The following is a 22,940-nucleotide window of genomic DNA, read 5'->3' as shown; positions in this document are numbered from 1 at the left end:
CATTTGAATTTCACAGACCTCAACCTTATAGAACCCATCATTAAAGCGGTTCAAAAAATAGGATACGAAACGCCAACCCCGATTCAGGAAAAAGCGATTCCGACCATTCTTAAAGGACAAGACTTTTTGGGTTGCGCCCAAACGGGAACAGGAAAAACCGCAGCTTTTGCGATTCCAATTTTACAAAATTTAATGTCTAGGTATTCGCCTACCAACAAAAAAATAAAAGCTTTAATCCTTACGCCAACGCGAGAATTAGCCATCCAAATTGAAGAAAACTTCAAAGATTATGGTAGCGATTTACCATTAAAATCTTTAGTAATTTTCGGTGGTGTTAAACAAGGCGCTCAAGAAGCTAGCCTCAGAAAAGGTGTCGATGTCCTTATCGCAACGCCCGGCCGATTGCTAGATTTCATCAACCAAAGAATTATCAGTCTAAAAGATTTAGAGATTTTTGTTTTGGATGAAGCGGACAGAATGTTGGACATGGGATTTGTGCACGATGTTAAAAAAGTTATCAAACTGATCCCTCAAAAAAGACAAACGCTGTTCTTCTCAGCAACGATGCCTAAAGAGATTAGTGCACTTGCTAACAGCATCCTGCACAATCCTGTAAAGGTTGAAGTAACGCCCGTTTCGTCAACCGCGGACACAATCCAGCAAAGTGTATTCTTGGTAGAGAAAAACGATAAATTAGATCTTTTAATTCATATTTTAAAGGATCAAAAAATTGATCAACTTTTGGTATTTGCGAGAACCAAACATGGCGCGGACAAAATTGCAAGAAGTCTTCACAAAGCAAAAATCTCTGCAGAAGCCATCCACGGCAACAAGTCTCAGAACCAAAGACAAAATGCGCTTAGCAATTTTAAATCGAAAAAAACGCGAGTTCTCGTAGCGACAGACATTGCTGCGCGTGGCATTGACATCGACGAACTGAAACATGTCTTAAACTTCGAATTGTCCGACGTTTCTGAGACTTATGTGCACAGAATTGGTCGTACAGGACGTGCGGGTAACGAAGGGACTTCTTTCTCTTTTGTTGATGGATTGGATCTTGTTAACCTTCGAAACACCGAAAAATTAATCGGTAAAAAAATTCCTGTGGAAAAAGATCATCCGTACCACACGGATAATTTAGTGGAGCAAAAGCGCGACAGTAATAACAAACCAGTTGCAGCGAGATCGCCACGCCCGTCTAAGACGCAAGAAAAACAAAAAGCCGCAAAAAAGAACTATTACAAAAAAAGTTCTAGACAAGGTAACAGATAACAAAAAAACGTCATAAGCAATTAACTTATGACGTTTTATTTTTTGGTTTGAACTTGAGTTTTAAAACTCGAAACCGAGTTTTATTTTGTTGATCACAGGATTGGCATAATGGCTCAAGAAATGTGTTTTAATCGCGACATCGTTCGCATCAATACTCCAAGACATTCTTCTGTTAAACAAGTCTTTTTCTTCCTGATTATAATATTTTGCGAAATCATTACTTTCTTTCAAAAGATCCAAAGCAATAAAATTATTCGGGAACAAATGATAATTACCGATAATGGCTTTATCAATCGACTCTGCAAGCAATTGAATTTTCTGGTTATTGTTTTCGGCATTCGTTTTAATAAGCTCCAAAGTATCATTAAGAACTTCCCCAAAATGAATATGAATTCGTTTTTTTTGTCCTAAAACACCCGCCATTACATTTTCGAAATCCTCGTTTTTAGACTTAACAACAACTTCTGATTTTTGCGCTTGTATCGCCTTGTAAGTTTTCAATTTATCCGTTGGATCATATTCATACGAAATGCTTACTGGGACGATGTTTAAGCTTTTAAAATAATCGCAAACTTCGTCTTTTCCGTTGGTCATCGCAATCATCTTAAGAACGCCAGGATGCGTCATATCGTTACCATCTTTGGTACGACCTTCACGTTGCGCAATCCAAACCGATTGATGCTGATTTAGGATTAAATCTTTGATGTAATCGGACATTAGTTGGCTACTCTTCAACAATTCGCGCGGCGAAACATCACGCTTCACCAAAAAGTTACGATTCAGCTTTGCTAAAACCATAAAAATATCACGTTGTACCAAGTTATCACCAATGGCAGAAGCCGTTAATTGAAAGCCATTTTCGAGTAAAGCTAAATTGATTAAACTCGTATCTAGAACGATATCGCGGTGATTCGAAATGAAAAGATATGTTTTATTTTTATCTAAATTTTCTAAACCAGAAACTGTTAAACCTTCCGAAGATTGCTTCAAAATATTGCGGATACAATGGCTAATCACTTTATCTTGAAAATCTTCGATACTATCAATTGATGCTAAAATTTCTGCAATGTCGTCCTCCGATTTATTGGGAAACGTGAATTGCAACAAAGCCAGCATCATCGGATGTTTTGCCATAGATTGCAATGCCGGTTGTACCTCTTCTTTATTATAAAATCGAATTGAATCTAAAAAAGAATCCATAATTATTTAATTCCAAATATTTTTAATGCGTTCTCGGTGGTCGCTTTGTTAATTTCTTTAAATGAAAGTCCATAAATGTCTACCAACTTCCCAGCAACCAATTCTACATAAGAACTTTCGTTGCGCTTCCCACGATGCGGAACGGGCGCAAGATAAGGCGAATCTGTTTCTAAAACTATTTTATCCAACGGAATTTCGTTAAGGAATTGATCAATTTTTCCGTTTTTAAAAGTTACAACACCACCAATCCCCAATATAAAGCCTAAATCTATAGCGCGTTTGGCTTGGTCTAAATCTCCTGAAAAACAATGGAAAATCCCACGAAGTTTTGGATGTTTTTTACGGTCGAGAACCTCGAAAGTTTCGTCAAAACTTTCACGAGTATGGATCACAATTGGCCAATCTTTTTCTATCGCGCAATCGATTTGTTGTTCAAAAGCTTTTACTTGAATGTCCAAAGTTGATTTGTCCCAATAAAGATCAATTCCGATTTCTCCAATGGCAACATAATCTCTTTGGTCGATATAGTTTTTTACAATCTCGAGTTCTTTTTCCCAAGATTCTGGTTGTACCGAACAAGGATGAAGTCCCATCATTGCAAACATTTGGTTGGGATAATCGGCTTCTAAAGTGAGCATTTTTTCATGCGTTTCGGAATCGATAGCTGGTAACATAAACTTTTCTACGCCTTTGTCTAAAGCACGCTGAATCATCTCTGTTCTATCGTCATCGAATTGTTCTGAATATAAATGCGTATGTGTATCAATCATTTTTTGGTTGTTGTTGGTTCGCAGTTGTCAGTATTTGGTTTAATTGTTAGTTGTCAGTTGTCGGTTATTGGATTTTTGTGTATTTAAAAATCGTAATTCTTATTTCGTAATTCATAAATCCTAATTCATAAATCCTAATTCATAAATCCTAATTTGTAAATCTTAATTCGTAATTCACGAATATTAACTCTTGAATCCAAACTCTCTAATTATCCGAAATCCGCAGCCCGACTTGAACGGAGCTCTTTTTACAAAGCGTTGCGACGCAAAAAAGCGAGAGTGGAAGGCGGAAATAGCTGCCCTAAAAATCTAAATCTGAGAAAATCGGATGTTTAACTTTTTGACGTTGCGTATTGATTTTCTGTTTTAAACTTTCTAAAAACTTTTGATGTTTTGGCCCTTCTTCATCAGAAGATTTATGTTGAAGCGCAGATTGGATTTTACTGTTTTCGTTAATGAAAATTTTGGTTTCGTCATCGAAAAATGCGTTTCCAAATTTCTCCCAAACATACTGAACCGCTTGCGTATTCGGGTGCAACATATCGTCTTTGTAAAAGCGATAATCGCGCAAATCGTCCATCAATATTTCATAAATCGGAAGATAATGACAGTTGCTATAATTCGGGATGACATCGTGGATTGCAGTCAATAATTTCGCTTTGCTAAGGCTATTTTCTGTCATGCCATCTTTGGTGTGACGAACAGGGGACAAGCTGAACAAAATCTGCACATTGTCAGGACAAATATCCTTAATACACTCGATGCTTTCTGCAATATTTTGACGAAGCTCGTCATTGGAAAGCAATCTTTTATTAAAGAATTTTTGCGGAATCTTATGACAATTGGCAGCGATTTTATTCTTTGGTAAAAACTCATAAATAAATGCGCTACCGTAAGTGACAATCACCCATTTTGAAGTTTGCAAAAAGTCGTTGGCAGATTGAAGTTTTGAGTTGATTTGTTCCAAAGTTTTGTGCGCATAACGCGAGTCAAAAGACGAATGATGATCGAGACTCATGAACAAATCGTTGGCTAAAATAAGATCTGCTTCGGTGTAATCTTTCCCTGCATAAATCTTCTGAAATGCTTTATTAATCGCAAACGGATTGAACAAAGTCCCAAACGGATTGTGAAAAGTTTTGAGCTGTCCATCCGCTAATTTGGAACTAATTTCGGAGGCGAAACATGAACCTATCGAAAATATAGAATCTTCGATTTGGATTTTTTCTTCAACGACATTAATGTCAACTTCTGTTCTGAAAATCATGATTTACTTTTCTCTTTTTAATAGATATTCTGCAAGTTCCAAAAGCGGTTTTTTATTCTCCGCAGGAACATCGATTTTATTTAAATATTCTAAAGCAATTTCGCTGTGTTGATGTACCAAACGAAGGACTTTCTCTTCAACCTTTGTCATACGGAAAATCTTTTCGACACCGTAGATTTTGTCAACATTATCAGTTTTTTTGGTGTACCAATAATCTAATTCTTTACGCTCTTCCTCATTAGCATTTTGTAAAGCGGTTAGATATAGAATTGTTTTTTTATTTTCGTAGATGTCACCAGCATGTTTTTTACCAACTGCAGCCTGATCACCATACACATCTAAATAATCATCCATAATCTGGAATGCGATGCCTAAATGTTTTCCGAAGTTGTAAATAGACTCTGCATCGTCGTCACTCGCACCAGCGATAAGCGCACCAATCTGCAACGAGGCAGCACTAAGAGAACCTGTTTTGTAAGTAATCATCTTGATGTAATCGTCATGACTAACATCGTTCATACTTTCAAAATTAACATCGTATTGTTGCCCTTCGCAAACAACAATCCCGGTATCTGTAAATATTTTAAGACATTTTTTAAAAAGAACAGGTTCTAAATCTAAAAAATATTGATAAGCTTTAAACAACAAATTATCGCCTGACAAAATTCCGATATTAAGACCATAAAGCGTATGTATTGTCGCCTTATTACGACGAAGTGGTGCCTCGTCCATAATGTCGTCATGTATCAACGTGAAGTTATGAAAATACTCAATCGCCAAAGCTGGCTTAATCGCATCTTCTAACTTACCACCAAAAAGATCACACGCCATAAGAACCATAATAGGTCTCATACGCTTGCCACCGTGTGACATAATGTAATTCATTGGGGCATAAAGTTCTTCTGGTTTGTCCAAGAAGACATGCTTTTCAACGGCTTCAGAAACGATATTTTGGTATTTATCTAAAAAACTCATAGTCGTATTTAATTTGACACAAAAATACAATTTTAAAACGGTTTAAGTCAATCAAAAGTATTATGAAAAACGATTAAAAACAAAAAACTTTGCCCTCAAGAGAAGACAAAGTTTGTATTTTAATTTAAAGTTTAAAAAAACTTAAAATGCGATAACAATAAGATATGTAACCCCTGCAACAAGCGCACTAATCGGGATTGTAAGAATCCAAGCCCAAAGTAAGCTAACAGTAACACCCCATCTAACTGCAGAAATACGTTTTGTTAAACCTACACCGATGATAGATCCTGTAACTGTATGCGTTGTTGATACCGGAATACCAAAGTGATCTGTGATAAATAAGGTAATCGCACCAGCAGTCTCAGCAGATACACCTTCTAAAGGCGTCACCTTTGTAATACGTGTACCCATTGTTTTGATAATCTTCCAGCCACCACTCATAGTTCCTAATGCGATTGCTAAGAAAGATACCAAAGGCACCCAAATATAATGTTCTGTAAAGAAGTTAAATCTTTCGGCAGCATCCATTAATGCATATTGATCTTGCAACATATTAACGTGGTAATAGATAACCGCTGCTCCAATAATACCCATTACTTTTTGAGCATCGTTAAGACCATGACCAAGACTGAATAAAGCTGAAGAAACCAACTGCATTTTCTTAAACTGTCTTTCGGCTTTATGAGGATTTGATCTTTTATAAAGTTGAATAATGATTAACGTGATAATAATCGAAATAATCATACCGATTAACGGCGCCATGAATATGAACAAGAAAATAGGAATAACGACTTTAAATTTAACAACATCTTGTGTAAAGAGTTGCTTAAAAGCTTGTCCCAAAGTTTCGAAAAACCCAAGATCTGGATGCGCTACACTTATAGCATGATAATCCAAATACAAAGCATGCATCAACGCAGCACCGATAAATCCACCAATCAAAGTATGTGACGATGATGACGGAATACCAAACCACCATGTTAAAAGATTCCAAGCAATTGCAGCGATAAGACCTGCAAATATCACTTCGAGATTAATATAGTTTTCGTTGACGGTTTTCGCAATCGTGTTACCAATCTTGAATTCGCCAATGACGTAAGCAGCAATAAAAAAGGCTGCGAAGTTCCAAACGGCAGCCCATAAAACTGCTTGGAACGGTGTTAAAACTTTGGTTGAAACGATGGTTGCAATCGAGTTAGCTGCATCGTGAAAACCGTTGATATAGTCAAATATTAATGCTAACGCAATAATAACAATTAGTAAAATTGGAAAATCCATTCTTTTTTATTTTGATAGTTGAACAGACTTAAGCGTATTTAATAACAATACTTTCCATGATGTTAGCAACATCTTCTGCCTTGTCAGTTACTACTTCTAGATAATCAAGAATCGATTTTTGTTTGATGATAAGGATCGCGTCGTTAGTTTCGAATAACTTAACTGTTGCTTGGCTTAATACATCATCTGCAATGTTCTCGTAAGAGTTAATCTTGATACAAGATTCTTTAACCTCGTTAGGATTTTTGAAATCTTTAAGATTTTCGATAGCTTTTTTAAGCTCTACACAAGATTTATAAATTAACAATGAAAACTCAGAATACACTTTGTTCTCAGGTGTTTTGTAAAGGTAGATGTATTTTGCCGAAGCGTAAATGTAATCTGCAATATCATCAAGACCAGCAGCTAATTGGCTGATATCTTCTCTGTCAAATGGTGTAATAAAATTTTCTCCTAATTGTACAAAAACCTCATGCGTCAAGTCATCCATTTTGTGCTCATAATCACTCATTTGGTTAAGCATAGACTCATCATTAACATCAAACTCTAGCAATCCTTCGTGAAAAGTTTTCGACATATCGATTAATGTGTCTGCAATTCTTTCGAAAAGGTCAAAGAAAATCTTGTCTTTTGGCTGGAATGCTCTGAAAATATTACCAATTCCCATTTTATATTTATTTACAATTTTTGAATCCACAAATATCGAAAACTAGCTTAACCTCAATAATAAGCCAATGTTAACAAATCATTAACAATAAAAAACCTACATCGGCTGATGTAGGTTAATATTAAGCAATAATTTCAGGATTAGTTAGCGACTTCCGCACGCATATCTTTTCCTTTAAATTTCTGAGTTTCAAGACCTCTAAGTACTTCATCTTTGAAAGATTTCTCTATCTCGAAGAACGAAAACTTCTCAAGAATCTCAATATCGCCGATGTCGGCACGTTTTTTAGATTTCGAAGTTGCTTTGTTAAGGATTTCTAACATGTCCATTTTTTTCAATTGATCTCTTTTGCCAAGATTAAAGAAAAATCTTACCATGTTTTCTGAGTTACGTCTAGGTTTACGATCTCTACCACCGTCACGTCCGCCTTCTCTTCTCTCACGAGGTTCACCTCTTCTTTCGCGCTCTCTACCTCTTTCGCGACGACTTCCTCTGTCATCACCTCCATTGAATCTAGCTTCCACCAAGTCATTTCTGTCTTTGTAGTAAGTTGCTAACTCTTTCAATTGGAATTGAAGTAACTTGTGCACCAACTCTTCTTTTGAGAATTGAGACAAATCTGGGATTAATGCATCATCAAACGCAAAAACATCTTCAGCAGCACCTTCATTTAACAATTTTTCGAAAACACCGTTAACTTGCGCTTTCATAATATCGTCACCAGTTGGGATTTTACCTTCGTTGATTTCGATTTTTGTAGAGGCTTTTATTTGCTTAAGTTTTCTACTTTCTTCAGGTTTAATCAAAGCTAGAGAAATACCGTCTTTACCAGCACGTCCTGTACGACCACTTCTATGTACAAAAACTTCTGGATCATCTGGTAATGAGAAATGGATAACGTGCGTTAATGAGTCAACATCCAAACCTCTCGCCGCAACGTCAGTCGCTACAAGAATATCGATATTTTTCAAACGGAATTTCTTCATAACTGTATCACGTTGCGCTTGTGATAAGTCACCATGAAGAGCATCTGCTGCGTAACCATTTTGCATCAAGAAGTCTGCAACCTCCTGAGTTTCCATTCTTGTACGACAGAAAATAATCGAATATTGGTTAGGGTTAGCATCAATCATACGCTTTAGCGCTTCTTTCTTTTGACGGTAACCAACTACGAAATATTCGTGTTTGATGTTCTTTTTAACCTCATTAATCGATCCCACCGAAATACGATGAGGATTGGTTAAATAGTTTTTAGAAATTCTTTCAACCTCTTTGTTCATCGTAGCAGAGAACAAGAAAGTTTGTTTTGTTTCTGGTGTTTCGCTGATAATTGTTTCCAAATCATCTTTGAAACCCATAGACAACATTTCGTCAGCCTCATCCAACACCAACCAATGGATGCTAGAGAAGTCTAAAGCTTTTCTGTTAATAAGATCAATAACACGTCCTGGAGTACCAACAATAATTTGTGGTTTATCTCTTAAAGAACGGATTTGTTCCATAATACTACTACCACCGTATACCGCAGTCGTTTTGATGTTTGGTAAATACTTGGTGTAGTTTTTTATGTCTTTCGTAATTTGAAGACATAATTCTCGCGTCGGACAAAGCACCAAAAATTGGATTTTGCGACTCGTTTCGTCAATCATATCCAAAATCGGAAGCGAAAACGCTGCTGTTTTGCCTGTCCCTGTCTGCGCAAGTGCGATTAGATCGCGTATATCTGATAAGATAAAAGGGATAGTCTGTTTTTGGATTTCTGTAGGGCTTTCATAGCCCATCTCGCCAATTGCCTTCAAGATATCAGGACTTAAATTGGACTCGGAAAATAACTTCATTAAGTTGTATAAAATTTTTGCAAAGATACGATTTTATTTTTGACAATTTTTATAAACTTTTGTTAACAAAAATATATTGACCCTCAAGCTTCTAAAATCAATTTTTAAAAATTTAATTAAATAAAAACTAAAAATATTTTACCAATATTTGCTGTAAAAGTATCATCTTTGATACTTTCAAAATGTTTTGAACATCCATGAATGCATACAGCAACCTCGCAGAATATCTGCAATATTTGTCTCCTAGTTTTTATAAATCACGTTATTTTAAAAAACTCAAAAACCTCAACCCAACCAATATTATCGAAAGAAAAGTAGAACCAGAGTTTCTTTGGATTAAAAGTCATCTTAACAAAGACGCCGTATTTGTTGATATTGGAGCTAATGTTGGTGCTTATCTTTATGTTTTGGAAAATCATCTTAAACCGAAAAACATTTTCGCATTGGAGCCAAATCCCGAACTTACTGATCGTCTGAAAAGACTTTTCCCAAAAATGCACATTTTCTCCTCAGCATTGTCTGATGAAAATACAACGGCAGAATTTAAAATCCCTGTTATAAAAGGTCAAAAAGTACACAGCCGCGGCACTTTGCAAACGCAACTTAAAGAAAAAGACGAAGAAAATACAATTCTTCAAAAAGTACATGTCGTGAAAATGGACGACCTTAATCTTAATACTTCAAAAATTGATTTTATTAAAATCGATGTTGAAGGCAACGAGATGAAAACTTTACGAGGCGCAAAACAAACTATCCTAAAACATCGACCAACATTAATGGTTGAGATGGAACAACGTCATCACACCGAATCGCTTTGGTCATTAATTTCAGAAATTGAAAATTGGGGCTTCAGCGCAAATTATCTTGATCGTGAGACTTTAGCTTTAAAAAAACTAACGGAAGAATTCATACTTTTGCAAAACGCTGATAATGTTAAAAATTATCAATTTTACATCAATAATATTATTTTCATACCGAATTAATAACTAAAACATGAGTGTTGTCGCACGACAAGGAATAAAATATTCCATTATTGGCTATTTGGGAACCTTAATAGGGATTATCTCGTCAATTTTTATTTTCCCTCACAATATGGAATTTTACGGAAAGTTACGTTTCCTCCTACCAACGGCTGAAATGTTTATCCCGATTGTCGTGTTTGGTTTATCTTTTTCGAATGTTAAATTCTTTCTTCAAACTCAGGAAGATGGTAAACATCACAATTTTTTGAGTCTTTCGCTTCTCGTAGTTGTTTTTAATTTTGCGATTTTTACGGCGATTTATTTTCTCGTCGCCAACCTATTCCCGAGTTTAAAAGAATCCGAAACCTGGAATATGAAAAAGCTCATTTTTCCAATGATTTTGATTTTGGCACTATCGTCAGTTCTCAATAAATTTATTACAAATTATAAAAGGATTGTCGTTTCTAATATTTTCGAAAACATTGTTCCGAAAATTGCAAACCTCGGTGCTTTCTTGATATTTTCGTATTTGGTTCTTAGTCATGCCGAACTTTATTCCGAAAAAGTTGCGTATGCTTTTTTCTTCGGAATGTTTGTTTTGACTTTTATTGGTTACTTTTTTTACACCAACAAGTTAGAAAAAATAAAACCTGATTTCAGTTTAGATTACATCAAACAAAATGGATTTTGGGTACAGGTTTTCAGTTATAGTTTGTTTGGTTTCTTAGGAAATATCGGCAATTATTTAGCGGTGAGAATCGACAATTACATGATTGGCGAATTCATCGATTTCGAAGCAAATGGTGTCTACAGTACGATTTTGTCGATCATTACGATTATTAATATTCCGCAAATGGGATTGTTTAACATTTCTGCACCCATAATTAATAAAACCATTGCAGAACATAATTACACCGAACTTGATCGCTTCCACAAAAAAACATCATTAAGTTTATTTTTCCTTGGGCTGACGCTTTATTCGTGTATTTTGGTTGGCTTTCCGTATTTGACAGATTTGATCAAAAACGGAGCTTTACTAAAAGAAGCAGAACCCGTGGTTTGGATTTTAGGTTCCGCATTTATTTTTGACTTAGCAACAGGATTTAACGGACACATTATTTCTTTGTCAAAATATTATCGTTTCAACATCATCGTTATGCTAATTTTGGCGAGTTTAACCATCGGACTTAACTTTGCTTTCCTTAAATATACAGACCTCGGCATCATCGGAATTGCGATGGCGACAGCAATTTCTTTAACGACTTTCAACCTTATCAAAATCATTTTTAATTATCAAAAATTCAAAGTTTTTCCTTTAAGTATGGAGATGCTTTACGCTTTGGTTTTAAGTTTTATAGCCATTACAGTGGCGATTGTAACGCCAAATTTTTCAAACAGTCTTTTGAATTTATTTTTAAAACCGAGTATCGTTCTTGTAATTTTAATGATTGGTAATCATTTTTTGAAAATCTATCCTTTGGATAAATACCTTAACAAAGATTTCTTTAGAAGTTTAACGAAGTTTAAATAAAAAAGGAAAAGTTTGGCAGGGTCAACTTTCGAAGGACTTAATTGCCTAGAGAAAGCTAATATCGTCCTAAAAAGGCAGAAAGAGAATTAACCAAAAATTTCCTTGATTCTTACATCAAAATTAAAATTAATTTTCGTAATCAACTCATTTTCCGTGGATTAAGTTATCAACAATTTATCCACAGAAACTTAGCAATATTTTGCCGTCAAGTTTTTCTAAAGTATGAATAATCAAGACTTTATCATCTAGCTTAACTTTGTTCCAAAAGAAAGAACCTGCGAAGCGACTTTCCTGTACTTCCGCTTCCAGACCTTGATCAGCGACTTTTATCTGTTGTGGAAAATAGAAATTTTTATCCAAATTCAACCTAGTTTTCTCTGAGTCTTCAAAGACATTAACTTCACCCAAAAGTTTAGCAACATATTCATTCGTAGGCTGTTGATAAATCAATTCTGGACTGTCATATTGCAAAATTTCTGCATTTTTAAGAATCGCTACTTTGTCAACCCATGGCATAATTTCTTCTAAATTATGTGTCGAAATAATAACCGAAAGTCCCAAATTTTTAACCAAAGAAAAAAACTTATCTCGTAGCTCGAACTTTCGCGATGTATCCAGATTGCTAAAAGGTTCGTCCAGTAAAAGCAATTTTGGAGTTACAGACAAAGCACGCGCAATCGCAACACGTTGTTGCTGCCCGCCACTCAGGTTTTTAGGAAGAACTCTTGCAAAACCTTTCATCCCAACCGCTTCTAGAAGCTCTGTAACCTTTTCGTTTTTAGTTTTTAAATTAATGTTTGAGATAAATTTTCCAACGTTATCAAAAACCGTGGCATAAGGCATCAAGTCATATTGTTGCGCTACCAACTTCATTTCTGCTTCGCCAGGAACAAGATTCCCTTTTGGACCTTTTAATTTTTTTCCATTGAAAATAATTTCGCCATTTCGCCAATCGTGAAGACCATAAATCAAACTTAATAGTGTTGATTTTCCGCATCCACTTTCGCCCGCCAAAGCAATAACCTGCCCTTCTTCCATAGAAAAATTAAAGTCCTGAAATAACTTTTGGTCGGGTAAATAACTGAATTCTAAATTGTTTATCTCTAAAAGCATTGTGCAAAATTACAGATTTTAAAATACTGATTAAATTTGTTATATTAGCAAAATAATGTCTTAATTGTAATTTAAAATGAAAAAGAATTTGTTTTTTGGCGGCTTAGCTGCGTTGGCGATTACTTTAACGCTTATCTCTTGTGGAAAAGATAAGCCCGTAACGAGTGAGAGCAATGAAGTCCTAACTACAAAAAAAGGACAAGTCTATGTTGTTGATACGATGAATAGTAAGATCGAGTGGAAAGGTTTTAAAGTTTTCAAAACGGATAATACAAGCCATTTTGGTTCTATTAAATTTGAAAATGGGGAAGTTACAATTAACGAAAACAAATTAGAAAGCGGAAAATTTGTGGTAGCGCTTAACACGCTTACTAACAGCGACATCAAAGATGCTGAAGAATCTGCAAAACTAAATGCTCACCTTAAAAGTGCTGACTTCTTCGATGTAGAAAAATTCCCGACTGCATCATACGAAATTACAAAAGTGAGCGAAGCACCAGCTGGAAGCGATTACAACACAGTTTTGGATGGTAATCTAACGATAAAAGGGATCACCAAACCTATGAGTTTTAATGCTAATGTAAAAACTGGCGAAGGCGAATTGCAAATTGCGACCGAACCTAAAGATATTAGCCGTGAAGAGTTTGGTATCAAATTCCAAATTCCGGCAGCTAATGGTTTAATAAAAGATGAAATCAACATCCAAATGTTGATGAAAGCCATCGAAAAGAAATAAATTTTATTTAAAAATTATATAAAATCTGCCCATAGTTGGCAGATTTTTTTGTTTTAAATAAGGATAAAATTTGTAATTTTGCAACTTATAATTATACCTAAAAGATGATAGAAAGAATTGATGAATTATTGGTTGAAGTAGAACAATTCAGTTCTTCGGCAAAAGAAGAAATCGAACAATTTCGCATCAAATTCAACGGAAAAAAAGGCGTATTGAACGACTTTTTTGAAAAATTCAAAGAAGTCCCTAATGATCAGAAAAAAGATTTTGGTCAAAAAATTAACAGCCTAAAACAAGCCGTTGCTGCGAAGTTGGAAGATCTTAAAAATGCTTCTGAAGGCCAATCTAACATCATAAAAGACGACCTTACAAAACCTGCTTTTCCTTTAGAATTAGGAACGAGACATCCGATCAACCTTGTTAAAAACAGAATTATCGAAATCTTCCGTTCTATCGGTTTTGCCATTGCTGACGGTCCAGAAATTGAGGACGACTGGCATAACTTTACGGCGCTTAACTTGCCAGAGTATCATCCAGCGAGAGATATGCAGGATACTTTCTTCATCGATACCAATCCTGACATCTTGCTTCGTACGCATACATCGTCTGTACAAGTGCGTTACATGGAAGAAAATCAACCACCGATTCGTATTTTGTCGCCAGGTAGAGTTTTCAGAAATGAAGCAATCTCGTCTCGTTCGCATTGTATTTTCCACCAAATTGAAGGTTTATACATCGACGAAAATGTAAGCTTTGCAGATCTTAAACAAACCATCCAATACTTCACAACAGAGTTATTTGGAAAATCAAAAATAAGAATGCGTCCGTCGTACTTCCCTTTCACAGAGCCAAGTGCAGAAGTTGACGTGTATTGGGGACTTAACTCTGAGACCGATTACAGAATTACAAAAGGTACAGGTTGGTTAGAGATTATGGGTTGCGGAATGGTAGATCCTGCCGTTCTTAAAAACGTTAATATCGACGCTGATAAATACAGTGGTTTTGCCTTCGGAATGGGAATCGAGAGAATTGTTATGTTACTTTATCAAATGAGCGACATCCGTATGTTCTTAGAAAATGATGTAAGAATGTTAAATCAGTTTAAATCTTTATAAAATTAAAATCCACCAAGTTGGTGGATTTTTTATTTCGTTTTATTTTAAAATTTAAAACCAATTCTTAGCACGGTTGTAATCTAAATAGTAAGTCAGCTTTAACGAAAAATTGTGAACCGCCGGCTCAGCAAATAATTGATTATAATTATTCTTCATACCCAATCGCGATTCGTTAAGATAATTCTGAATGGCGTTTCGATACAAAAAAGTCAACTGACTTCCTGGCGCAAACCACCAACTGTAACGCAGATCGATATTCCAAGCGTTGTAAGTACCATTCAGGTTTTTAGTGAAATTATTAGTGGGTGTCACATCGCCATCGTTGTCGAGTGTATAAAATTGTTTGTAAGTAACATCCGAAAAATAATGGCGGAATGCTAGACTCAGAGCCATTTTATTATTAAATGTATACTTAGAATTAAGACTATTTTCCAAGGTATTTCTTTGACGTCGTCCAATATAGATTCCAGCGACATCCTTGCCAACATAACCTTTTTCATTATTACTAAAACTCGGTTGAATCTGCCAAAACACATTGAATTTATCAGAGAAACGATAACGCAGAATCAAACTTGTTGACACCAGATTCCGAGCTTTCTCATTGTAAGCATAATAATCCACATTAATATTAAACTGAAATTTTTTACGACTATCACTTTCGAACCAAATCCAAGAATCAAAATATGATGGAACATTTAAGAATCGACCTTCTGCGCGAGGTTCGTAGATATCTTTTTGCCCAAAAGGCGTTGCTTCCACTCCAAAACCATAGTTTTCAAACTTTTTATTTTGAAACTGATTGTTATGATTTAGCACAAAATTATTATACAAAAAAGGTGATAATCGCTGATAATATTGTGCATTAAAATTCAAAAATATTTTATTAAATCGCTTTGATGGCTGCAACAATCGGTAACCGTACCACGCATTATAATTGGCAAAATTCGTCATGGTCGAAAATCCCAAATCATTAATATCCCAATCTTTCGTCGTAATCCCAGCATTGATATCAAAGCGGTGTTTACCATCAATTTTTCCGAATCCGAATTGATTTTTAGTCCCAAATTTTGTTTCTTCAGTCATCACCCAACTTCCACGCAGATTTCCGTAAAAATTATACGTATTTTTCTTATTGTTAATCGACCAAAGCAAACCTGTCGCATTCGCATCTCGGAAACTTCCGTCACGCACAGTGCTTGTATTAATCAAACTTACAGAAGAATTTTCGTTAAATCTTTGGTCTAAAACTAATACATTATAATTTGCCCAAGGTTCCACAACTTCTTTACGAATTTCTCCAGTTGTTTCATTTTCTATTGTTGCAAACATCTTTTGCGTCACTGCATTGAAAAACCCAATTCCTAAACCTTTGTTGGTACGTCCAGAAATCTTAAAAGAATTAAAGAGTTTAACTTTCGCAGGAAATTCAGTGATTTTTTCATCATCTTTTAATTCAATTTCTCCTGAAGGCGAGCCTCCAATTCTTCTTGAATAAAACAAATTTCCTTTACTAAACAATTCCGTTCCTTCAGTAAAAAAAGGTCGTTGTTCTGCAAATTGTTGTTCAAACGGTGTCAAATTAAGAATTGAATTATCAAAATTAGCTTGTCCAAAATCCGGAATTAAAGTCATATCGAACGTAAAGGCATCATTAATACCATATTTAACATCCATTCCACCATTCAAGTTGGTCGTTGTTTCGCCATCAAAACGGTTGACATAAGTTGAAAAATATGGCATAAAACTCAGTCTTGTTGGTGGTTTTATGTTTTCAATGCCTGTTAAAATACCATCGAATAAGGTGTAAGAATTCTTTTTGTTATCGACGAAATTCCAGTCATAAAAGACATTCGTACGTTGTACTTTTCGGAAAAGATTAATCCCCCATTCTTGCACATCTTTTTTAGTAAAACGCAATTCGGAAAACGGAATCATAAACTCCGCAGTCCAGCCGTCTTCCGTAATTTTAGCCTCCGAATGCCAAACGCCGTTCCAAGAATCGTCCTCGCCATCGGTCGTTAATTTCGCATCATATTGTACACCCGCCGCAGTTACAACAAATTCTAGACTTTGCTGCTTATCATTATAACCGTTAAGCGTCAAACCTACAAAATCATCGTTGGAAATCCCGTCGCGTTCAGTTAATTCTTTTGCAATTTTAGAAGGTTCAGGATCGTGCATTTTCATCATAACGTACAATCCCAAATCGTTGTAAAGTATTCTAACTTCGGTTTTAAAAGCTTGTTCCGAGGGTTTTCCGTTATTCGGACTGCGTTCGATAAAATCTGTTGCTATCGGGACTTTTGCCCAAACCTCATCCGAAATATCGCCATCAATTTTCGGCGTCACATCAGATTTGATAGTGGACATTTTTTTCCGAATAATATTGTCAGTATTGTTAGTTTCTTGTCCAAAATACAGCGCGGAAATCAAAAGACAAAATCCTAATGAAAAATGACGTTTCATAGTTGTGTGTTAGTTATAACAATTAGACTATCGAAGTGATAATTTTATTACATCATTTTTAAAACAAAACACTAACACGCTGATTAACAAATAAAAAAAGTCGAATTACTTCGACTTTTAATTTTTAAAATATTTAGATTAAATTTTATTTCTGAAAATTAACTGGATATTTCGTCCCAGCAATCTTATCAATACTCGCCTTAATCGCACCAACTGTTAATTCTGCTTTAATAAGAATGGGGACTCTATTTTTGTCGTTTGACACCCAAAGTGTTACACCTTCTTTTTCTTTAAAAACGCGACCACTCATTACAGACGGAATGATTTTAAGACAATTAATCTTTCCAAATTTTGTCGAAACGTTTTCTGTACCCGCAATTCTCAACTGAAACGGAAACATCTCATCATCAATCCAAACATTCATTTTGATAACATTTCCGACCTTTAATTGATCATCATCCAAATTTCTTAAATAATAGAAACTCGATAACATATCTTGGACACCCTTTGCTGTGTTAATCGTCTTGGCAGGACGATCGGTATTTTTTTTATCAACCAAATAAACGGTTTGATTAACGTGATTAAAAGTACTCTGCAAATGTTGACGATAACTACCTTCGGCAACATTCCTCACATAAAAATAAGGCTGACCATAAAGATTAATATAACTCTCGTAGACGTCGTTTACTTTAAAAAAAGCTTTAACCGCGCCACTTGTCTGCCCAACACCTTTTACATAAAAGTAAGGCTTGTTGTTAAGTGTCGCATTAGAAGTCGTCAAAGTTGCTGATCCAGCCGTTAAAAAACCGTAATGGATACGATACGTAAGACTTTCTCCGGCATTAATATTATCGTATTGAGCCGACGATAGCGCAAAAACTACCATAGAAAATAATAGCAATAATTTTTTCATCCTTTTATATTTGCTTAGTTAATAGACAAAAACGTTGCCAAATATAAGACAAATAATAAAGCCTTTAAATTTGAAAATCTAAAGGCTTCATATTTTTTTTAAGAAATTTGAGTTCCGCTTTTGATGATAGCATTTTTCTTAACGACGACAATTCCGTCTTTTACCGAATAAGTATCATAATCGCCATCAGGAAGATTTTTACTTCCAATAATACGGACATTATCACCTATTTGGCAGTTTTTATCCAAGATTGCGCGCTCAATATAACAGAATTTACCGATCCCGATATTGGGTGATTGTTGAAGTTCATTTTCAACAATTTCGTTGGTTGTTTGATAATAATCGGCACCCATAATGTATGAACTAACAACAGTAGTTCCTTTATCAATACGACTTCTGTTACCAATAATCGAATTCTCAATCTTTGCTGCCAAAATAATGCAACCATCACCAAAAACCGCCTTGCTAACATAAGAACCATTAATTTTTGAAGGTGGCAACATCCTTGCTCTTGTATAAATCGGAGAAGAACTGAACAAATTAAACTGCGGTAAATCTTGAGCTAAATCTACATTGGCTTCATAAAAAGACTCGATCGTACCGATGTCTGTCCAATAACCATCGTATTGAAAGCTCAAAGTTTTATATTGACCAATCGCCTGAGGAATAAAATCTTTTCCAAAATCATCACCTTCACCTTCAGCGAAAAGTTTTCTTAACACGTTTTTCGAAAACACGTAAATCCCCATCGATGCAAGATAATCTTTGCCTTGGCGTTTATTAGTTTCGCTAACCTCAGACTTCCATTCTGGTAAAATATCTGCGCTTGGTTTTTCTGTAAAGTCTGTGATATTTCCGGCTTCATCAGATTTTAAAATTCCAAAACCTGTTGCATCTTTAGCATTAACTGGGATCGTCGCAATCGTAATGTCGCCATTATTTTTTTCGTGAAAATCAATCATCTCACGGAAATTCATTTGGTACAATTGATCGCCTGACAAAATCAAAATATAATCGTACTCATATTTAGTCAAATGCTTCATAGATTGGCGCACCGCATCAGCCGTCCCTTGATACCATTGGTCATTTTCAACATTTTGTTCAGCTGCCAAAATATCGACAAAACCTTTGCTAAATGTATCGAAATGATAAGTATTCTTGATGTGCGAGTTAAGCGACGCCGAGTTGAACTGCGTTAAAACCAAAATCCTGTTGTAGCCAGAATTGAGACAATTAGAAATCGGAATATCAACAAGGCGGTATTTTCCCGCAATTGGCACAGCTGGCTTGGATCTAGAATCGGTCAAAGGAAACAATCTCGATCCTCGTCCACCGCCCAACACTATGGAGATTACATTTGCTTTCATATTATAAGTCGTGTTTTTGATGTCAATAAATTGGATTTCTTAATTTGGATTTGATGTCTGATTTTCAAATCAGTACTCGTATAAATATAAGTAATTTTCAGCGGATTTCTCCCAAGAAAAATTAAAATTCATATTATTTTCTATTAACATTTTCATCATTTTTTTATTTTCGAAAATTGTTAAAGCTCTTTGCATCGCATGGACAACACTTTCGGCATTAGCATCAGTAAAATTAAAACCACTTCCACCACTCGAAATATCTTCTACAGTATCCTTCAAACCACCTGTATATCGCACAATCGGAATAGTTCCGTATCGCATTGCATACATTTGGTTAAGTCCGCAAGGCTCCACGCGTGACGGCATCAAAAGAAAATCTGCCGAAGCATAAATCTGGTGCGACAAATATTCTTTATAACCCAAATCCAATGCAAAATTAAACTGATAAACTTTCTTAAGCTCTCGAAGTGAAGCCTCTAAATACGGATTTCCAGAACCTAGAACAATAATATTAAGCTTGCCATCACTTTCTTTAATAGCTTGTGAAATTATTTCTGGCAGCAGATCTGCACCTTTCTCACCAGCAAATCTTCCAATAAATCCGAACAAAGCCAAATTAGGATCAAGATCATAAGCTTCACAAAGCTGAACTTTATTTTTCCATTTTCCTATTTCGGCATTCTTAAGATCGAAATGCGCTGTAATCATCGGATCAGTTTTCGGGTTCCAAACTTCGGTATCAATGCCATTAATAATTCCAAAAGCTTTCTGCGCCTCTTGGTGCATGAGACTTTCTAAACCTTGAAAACTTGAAAATAACTCTTCCAAATAACCTTTAGAAACGGTATTAAAAGCGTGGCTAGATTTTATCATTGCAGCCATAGGATTAATCCTCGAATTCCAGTCTAGAAGTCCAAATTTACTAGCATCAAAAAAGGGTAAGTACTTGGACATTTCCCAACTCATACTGCCTTGGTATTCGCCATTATGAATCGTACCAATTGTTTTAACACCCTTCAAAAATTTAAAACTTGGACAATTCTCAATCATAAAAGGCACCAAACCCGTATGATAATCGTGACAATGCAAAATATCTGGACGAATTTCCATCGCCGACAACCAATGCAAAACACCATGCTGAAAAGCGATAAATTGCTCGGACTCATCATCATAACCATATACTTTTTCGCGATCTAGAAGTCCCGGAATCTTAACTAAATATAAGTCAAAACCGAGTTTTCTATTTTTTTCTTTATGAACAATGACTTGATACATCCGCTCAGCCTGATGAATAAAACCATCAAAAACTACTTCTAACTCATTATCATACACAAAAGCATTATTATACCAAGGCATCACAACACTAGCGTCCAAACCCATTTGATTTTGATATTTCGGTAAAGCGCCTACTACATCAGATAGTCCGCCAACTTTTGCAACAGGATAACACTCCATAGAAAGGTGAAAAATTTTCATAAAGTTTTGATATGTTTAATGTTCATTTTTTAGGATTAAACCTGACAATGGCGGCAATCGCAAATCCATTGTATAAGCTCTTCCCATTAGTTTTTTGGAAATTATTTTATTAATATTTGGAATAATGCCACTTCCTCCAAATTTTTTATCGTCAGAATTAAGTAATATTTTCCATCTTTTATCATCAACACCAACTTGATAATCCATGCTATTCGGTGTTAAATTAAGAATAATCATCAGTTTTTCCGACTTAGATTTTCCTTTTCTTAGATAGATAAAAATAGAATGATCGCGATCGTCTCCAGTAACCCATTCGAAACCTTGTTTGTCAAAATTTAACTCAAATAAAGCCTTTTCGTGGGAATAAATTTTATTTAATTCTTTAACAAATAATTGCAACTGTGCATGAATCGGATATTTTAATAAATCCCAATCGAGTTGTGTTTCAAAATTCCATTCGTTGGTTTGTGCAAATTCGCTTCCCATAAAGAGAAGTTTGGCGCCTGGATTTGTAAACATATAAAGATACAAAGCCCGAAGATTGGCATATTTCTGCCATTCGTCGCCATACATTTTATAAATCAAACTACTTTTACCATGCACAACTTCGTCATGTGAAAGCGGCATCATATAGTTTTCATTAAACATATAAAGGCTCGTAAAAGTCACCAAGTCTTGATGGAATTTACGATAAACAGGATCTTTTTTAAAATAATCCAAAGTGTCGTGCATCCAGCCCATCATCCACTTCATGTCAAAACCAATTCCGTCTTCGCTAACCGATTTTGTCAACTTTGGAAAATCCGAACTTTCTTCAGCAATAGTCACCACATCAGGAAAATTTTTATGAACTGCTAAATTAAAATCTTGAAGAAAAGATTTGGCTTCTAGATTAACATTTCCACCATGGATATTGGGTTCCCATTCGCCATCGTTTCTGGAATAATCAAGATGCAACATCGAGGTAACCGCATCAACACGGAGTCCGTCCGCATGATATCGATCCAACCAAAACATCGCATTACTTATCAAAAAAGATTTGACTTCTGGTCGTCCATAATTGAAAATATACGACTTCCAATCTGGATGAAAACCCTTGCGCGGATCTTCGTGTTCGTAAAGAAAACTACCATCAAATCTATGCAAACCGTTAGCATCACCAGGAAAATGCGAAGGCACCCAATCGAGAATAACGCCAATGTCATTCTGATGAAGTTGATCAATTAAAAACATTAAATCTGTCGGTGCGCCAAATCGTGACGAAGCCGCATAAAATCCAGTAATCTGATAACCCCAACTTGGATCATAAGGATATTCCATAACGGGCATAAATTCGACATGAGAAAATCCCATTTCTTTAACATAAGGAATTAATTCGCTAGCAATTTCACGATAAGTTAAAAACTCGTTAGGATTATTTTTACTTTTTAGCCAAGATCCGAGATGCATTTCGTAGACGGAAATCGGCGTTTTCATAACGGGAATTTGTTGACGTTTTTGTAACCATTTTTCATCATGCCAAGCATACCAAGTCGATGCAATCACCGATCCTGCCTGCGTCGCTTGTTCCATTTTAACTGCAAAAGGATCACTTTTTTCTAGAAATTCGTTTTTTTGAGTTTTGATGCTGTATTTATAAACGTCTGAAATCTTAATTTTAGGAATAAATGTTTCCCAAATCCCAGACTGATCCCAGCGTCCCGTCAAAAAATTCTTACTGTGTTTCCAATTGTTAAAATTACCAATAACCGAAACTTCTTTTGCGTTGGGCGCCCATACAGAAAAATAAATTCCTCTTTCGCCGTTAACAACAGCTTCGTGTGCACCAAATTTTTCATAAAGCTTAAAATGTTTACCCTCTCGAAACAAGTAAACATCCAGTTCTGTCCACAAAGAAAATGCGTCGTGATTTGACATAAATAAGGTATTAGAAGTCGTTAACAACTATAGCAAGTTAATCATTAATTAGAAACTGACAAGTTAAATTTTAACAC

The 22,940-nt window shown here is 35.4% G+C and carries 18 protein-coding genes; 5 read left to right on the top strand and 13 right to left on the bottom strand.

Annotation, left to right across the window (positions count from 1 at the left end; genetic code table 11):
- Positions 1 to 3 precede the first annotated feature (3 nt).
- Positions 4 to 1,272 carry a DEAD/DEAH box helicase gene (locus RT037_RS01975; protein WP_313027778.1) on the top strand — a complete coding sequence of 423 codons (1,269 nt, stop codon included), beginning with the start codon at positions 4 to 6 and terminating at the stop codon, positions 1,270 to 1,272.
- A 60-nt stretch (positions 1,273 to 1,332) separates the two neighbouring features.
- Here RT037_RS01975 and RT037_RS01970 read toward each other — a convergent pair whose 3' ends face one another.
- From RT037_RS01970 to RT037_RS01940, 7 genes are all read right to left on the bottom strand, one after another.
- Positions 1,333 to 2,472 carry a 1-acyl-sn-glycerol-3-phosphate acyltransferase gene (locus RT037_RS01970; protein WP_313027776.1) on the bottom strand — a complete coding sequence of 380 codons (1,140 nt, stop codon included), beginning with the start codon at positions 2,470 to 2,472 and terminating at the stop codon, positions 1,333 to 1,335.
- Positions 2,473 to 2,474: 2 nt separating this feature from the next.
- On the bottom strand, positions 2,475 to 3,242 hold the full coding sequence (locus RT037_RS01965; RefSeq protein ID WP_313027770.1) for a TatD family hydrolase: 768 nt from the start codon (positions 3,240 to 3,242) through the stop codon (positions 2,475 to 2,477).
- Positions 3,243 to 3,543: 301 nt separating this feature from the next.
- Positions 3,544 to 4,509: a GSCFA domain-containing protein gene (locus tag RT037_RS01960; protein WP_313027767.1), complete on the bottom strand. Its 966-nt coding sequence runs from the start codon at positions 4,507 to 4,509 to the stop codon at positions 3,544 to 3,546.
- Positions 4,510 to 4,512: 3 nt separating this feature from the next.
- Positions 4,513 to 5,484: a polyprenyl synthetase family protein gene (locus RT037_RS01955; RefSeq protein WP_313027763.1), complete on the bottom strand. Its 972-nt coding sequence runs from the start codon at positions 5,482 to 5,484 to the stop codon at positions 4,513 to 4,515.
- A 141-nt stretch (positions 5,485 to 5,625) separates the two neighbouring features.
- Positions 5,626 to 6,762: an inorganic phosphate transporter gene (locus tag RT037_RS01950; protein WP_312322427.1), complete on the bottom strand. Its 1,137-nt coding sequence runs from the start codon at positions 6,760 to 6,762 to the stop codon at positions 5,626 to 5,628.
- A 28-nt stretch (positions 6,763 to 6,790) separates the two neighbouring features.
- On the bottom strand, positions 6,791 to 7,429 hold the full coding sequence (locus RT037_RS01945) for a DUF47 domain-containing protein (protein WP_079666235.1): 639 nt from the start codon (positions 7,427 to 7,429) through the stop codon (positions 6,791 to 6,793).
- A 140-nt stretch (positions 7,430 to 7,569) separates the two neighbouring features.
- A complete protein-coding gene (locus RT037_RS01940; protein WP_313027759.1) occupies positions 7,570 to 9,267 on the bottom strand; it encodes a DEAD/DEAH box helicase in 1,698 nt (565 codons plus the stop codon).
- A gap of 197 nt (positions 9,268 to 9,464) precedes the next feature.
- Between RT037_RS01940 and RT037_RS01935 the strand changes: the two genes are divergently transcribed.
- Together RT037_RS01935 and RT037_RS01930 are read left to right on the top strand one after the other, a co-directional pair.
- Positions 9,465 to 10,250 carry an FkbM family methyltransferase gene (locus tag RT037_RS01935; protein WP_313027757.1) on the top strand — a complete coding sequence of 262 codons (786 nt, stop codon included), beginning with the start codon at positions 9,465 to 9,467 and terminating at the stop codon, positions 10,248 to 10,250.
- 10 nt (positions 10,251 to 10,260) lie between these two features.
- On the top strand, positions 10,261 to 11,760 hold the full coding sequence (locus RT037_RS01930; RefSeq protein WP_313027755.1) for a polysaccharide biosynthesis protein: 1,500 nt from the start codon (positions 10,261 to 10,263) through the stop codon (positions 11,758 to 11,760).
- Between the two features lie 174 nt (positions 11,761 to 11,934).
- Here RT037_RS01930 and RT037_RS01925 read toward each other — a convergent pair whose 3' ends face one another.
- Entirely contained in the window at positions 11,935 to 12,873 is a 939-nt protein-coding gene (locus tag RT037_RS01925; protein ID WP_313027752.1) for an ABC transporter ATP-binding protein, read from the bottom strand.
- 76 nt (positions 12,874 to 12,949) lie between these two features.
- Here RT037_RS01925 and RT037_RS01920 point away from each other — a divergent pair, with 76 nt between their 5' ends.
- Together RT037_RS01920 and pheS are read left to right on the top strand one after the other, a co-directional pair.
- Positions 12,950 to 13,609: a YceI family protein gene (locus RT037_RS01920; RefSeq protein WP_312322176.1), complete on the top strand. Its 660-nt coding sequence runs from the start codon at positions 12,950 to 12,952 to the stop codon at positions 13,607 to 13,609.
- A 104-nt stretch (positions 13,610 to 13,713) separates the two neighbouring features.
- Complete coding sequence (gene pheS, locus RT037_RS01915) at positions 13,714 to 14,724, top strand: phenylalanine--tRNA ligase subunit alpha (protein ID WP_312322177.1); 1,011 nt, start codon at positions 13,714 to 13,716, stop codon at positions 14,722 to 14,724.
- Between the two features lie 51 nt (positions 14,725 to 14,775).
- Here pheS and RT037_RS01910 read toward each other — a convergent pair whose 3' ends face one another.
- From RT037_RS01910 to glgB, 5 genes are all read right to left on the bottom strand, one after another.
- Complete coding sequence (locus tag RT037_RS01910) at positions 14,776 to 17,190, bottom strand: DUF5916 domain-containing protein (RefSeq protein ID WP_312322179.1); 2,415 nt, start codon at positions 17,188 to 17,190, stop codon at positions 14,776 to 14,778.
- Positions 17,191 to 17,335: 145 nt separating this feature from the next.
- On the bottom strand, positions 17,336 to 18,103 hold the full coding sequence (locus tag RT037_RS01905; protein ID WP_079666227.1) for a DUF3108 domain-containing protein: 768 nt from the start codon (positions 18,101 to 18,103) through the stop codon (positions 17,336 to 17,338).
- A 98-nt stretch (positions 18,104 to 18,201) separates the two neighbouring features.
- Positions 18,202 to 19,470, bottom strand: coding sequence for a glucose-1-phosphate adenylyltransferase (locus tag RT037_RS01900; protein WP_312322181.1), 1,269 nt, complete (start codon positions 19,468 to 19,470; stop codon positions 18,202 to 18,204).
- Between the two features lie 69 nt (positions 19,471 to 19,539).
- On the bottom strand, positions 19,540 to 20,946 hold the full coding sequence (locus RT037_RS01895; protein WP_312322182.1) for a glycogen/starch synthase: 1,407 nt from the start codon (positions 20,944 to 20,946) through the stop codon (positions 19,540 to 19,542).
- A 15-nt stretch (positions 20,947 to 20,961) separates the two neighbouring features.
- Positions 20,962 to 22,863, bottom strand: a complete 1,902-nt coding sequence (glgB, locus tag RT037_RS01890) for a 1,4-alpha-glucan branching protein GlgB (RefSeq protein WP_313027742.1) — start codon at positions 22,861 to 22,863, stop codon at positions 20,962 to 20,964.
- Positions 22,864 to 22,940 lie beyond the last annotated feature (77 nt).

Origin of the sequence: Soonwooa sp. (assembly GCF_032062245.1) — a bacterium.
Classification (GTDB): Bacteria; Bacteroidota; Bacteroidia; order Flavobacteriales; family Weeksellaceae; genus Soonwooa.
This window is presented reverse-complemented; position numbering and strand designations above follow the sequence as displayed.

What these genes read in the sequence shown, in the direction of transcription:
- RT037_RS01910 (WP_312322179.1), bottom strand. Translation starts at nt 17,190, where the DNA reads ATGAAACGTCATTTTTCATTAGGATTTTGTCTTTTGATTTCCGCGCTG.
- RT037_RS01945 (WP_079666235.1), bottom strand. Translation starts at nt 7,429, where the DNA reads ATGGGAATTGGTAATATTTTCAGAGCATTCCAGCCAAAAGACAAGATT.
- RT037_RS01950 (WP_312322427.1), bottom strand. Translation starts at nt 6,762, where the DNA reads ATGGATTTTCCAATTTTACTAATTGTTATTATTGCGTTAGCATTAATA.
- RT037_RS01970 (WP_313027776.1), bottom strand. Translation starts at nt 2,472, where the DNA reads ATGGATTCTTTTTTAGATTCAATTCGATTTTATAATAAAGAAGAGGTA.
- RT037_RS01935 (WP_313027757.1), top strand. Translation starts at nt 9,465, where the DNA reads ATGAATGCATACAGCAACCTCGCAGAATATCTGCAATATTTGTCTCCT.
- RT037_RS01895 (WP_312322182.1), bottom strand. Translation starts at nt 20,946, where the DNA reads ATGAAAATTTTTCACCTTTCTATGGAGTGTTATCCTGTTGCAAAAGTT.
- RT037_RS01925 (WP_313027752.1), bottom strand. Translation starts at nt 12,873, where the DNA reads ATGCTTTTAGAGATAAACAATTTAGAATTCAGTTATTTACCCGACCAA.
- RT037_RS01960 (WP_313027767.1), bottom strand. Translation starts at nt 4,509, where the DNA reads ATGATTTTCAGAACAGAAGTTGACATTAATGTCGTTGAAGAAAAAATC.
- RT037_RS01940 (WP_313027759.1), bottom strand. Translation starts at nt 9,267, where the DNA reads ATGAAGTTATTTTCCGAGTCCAATTTAAGTCCTGATATCTTGAAGGCA.
- RT037_RS01920 (WP_312322176.1), top strand. Translation starts at nt 12,950, where the DNA reads ATGAAAAAGAATTTGTTTTTTGGCGGCTTAGCTGCGTTGGCGATTACT.
- pheS (WP_312322177.1), top strand. Translation starts at nt 13,714, where the DNA reads ATGATAGAAAGAATTGATGAATTATTGGTTGAAGTAGAACAATTCAGT.
- RT037_RS01900 (WP_312322181.1), bottom strand. Translation starts at nt 19,470, where the DNA reads ATGAAAGCAAATGTAATCTCCATAGTGTTGGGCGGTGGACGAGGATCG.
- RT037_RS01955 (WP_313027763.1), bottom strand. Translation starts at nt 5,484, where the DNA reads ATGAGTTTTTTAGATAAATACCAAAATATCGTTTCTGAAGCCGTTGAA.
- RT037_RS01965 (WP_313027770.1), bottom strand. Translation starts at nt 3,242, where the DNA reads ATGATTGATACACATACGCATTTATATTCAGAACAATTCGATGACGAT.
- glgB (WP_313027742.1), bottom strand. Translation starts at nt 22,863, where the DNA reads ATGTCAAATCACGACGCATTTTCTTTGTGGACAGAACTGGATGTTTAC.
- RT037_RS01905 (WP_079666227.1), bottom strand. Translation starts at nt 18,103, where the DNA reads ATGAAAAAATTATTGCTATTATTTTCTATGGTAGTTTTTGCGCTATCG.
- RT037_RS01930 (WP_313027755.1), top strand. Translation starts at nt 10,261, where the DNA reads ATGAGTGTTGTCGCACGACAAGGAATAAAATATTCCATTATTGGCTAT.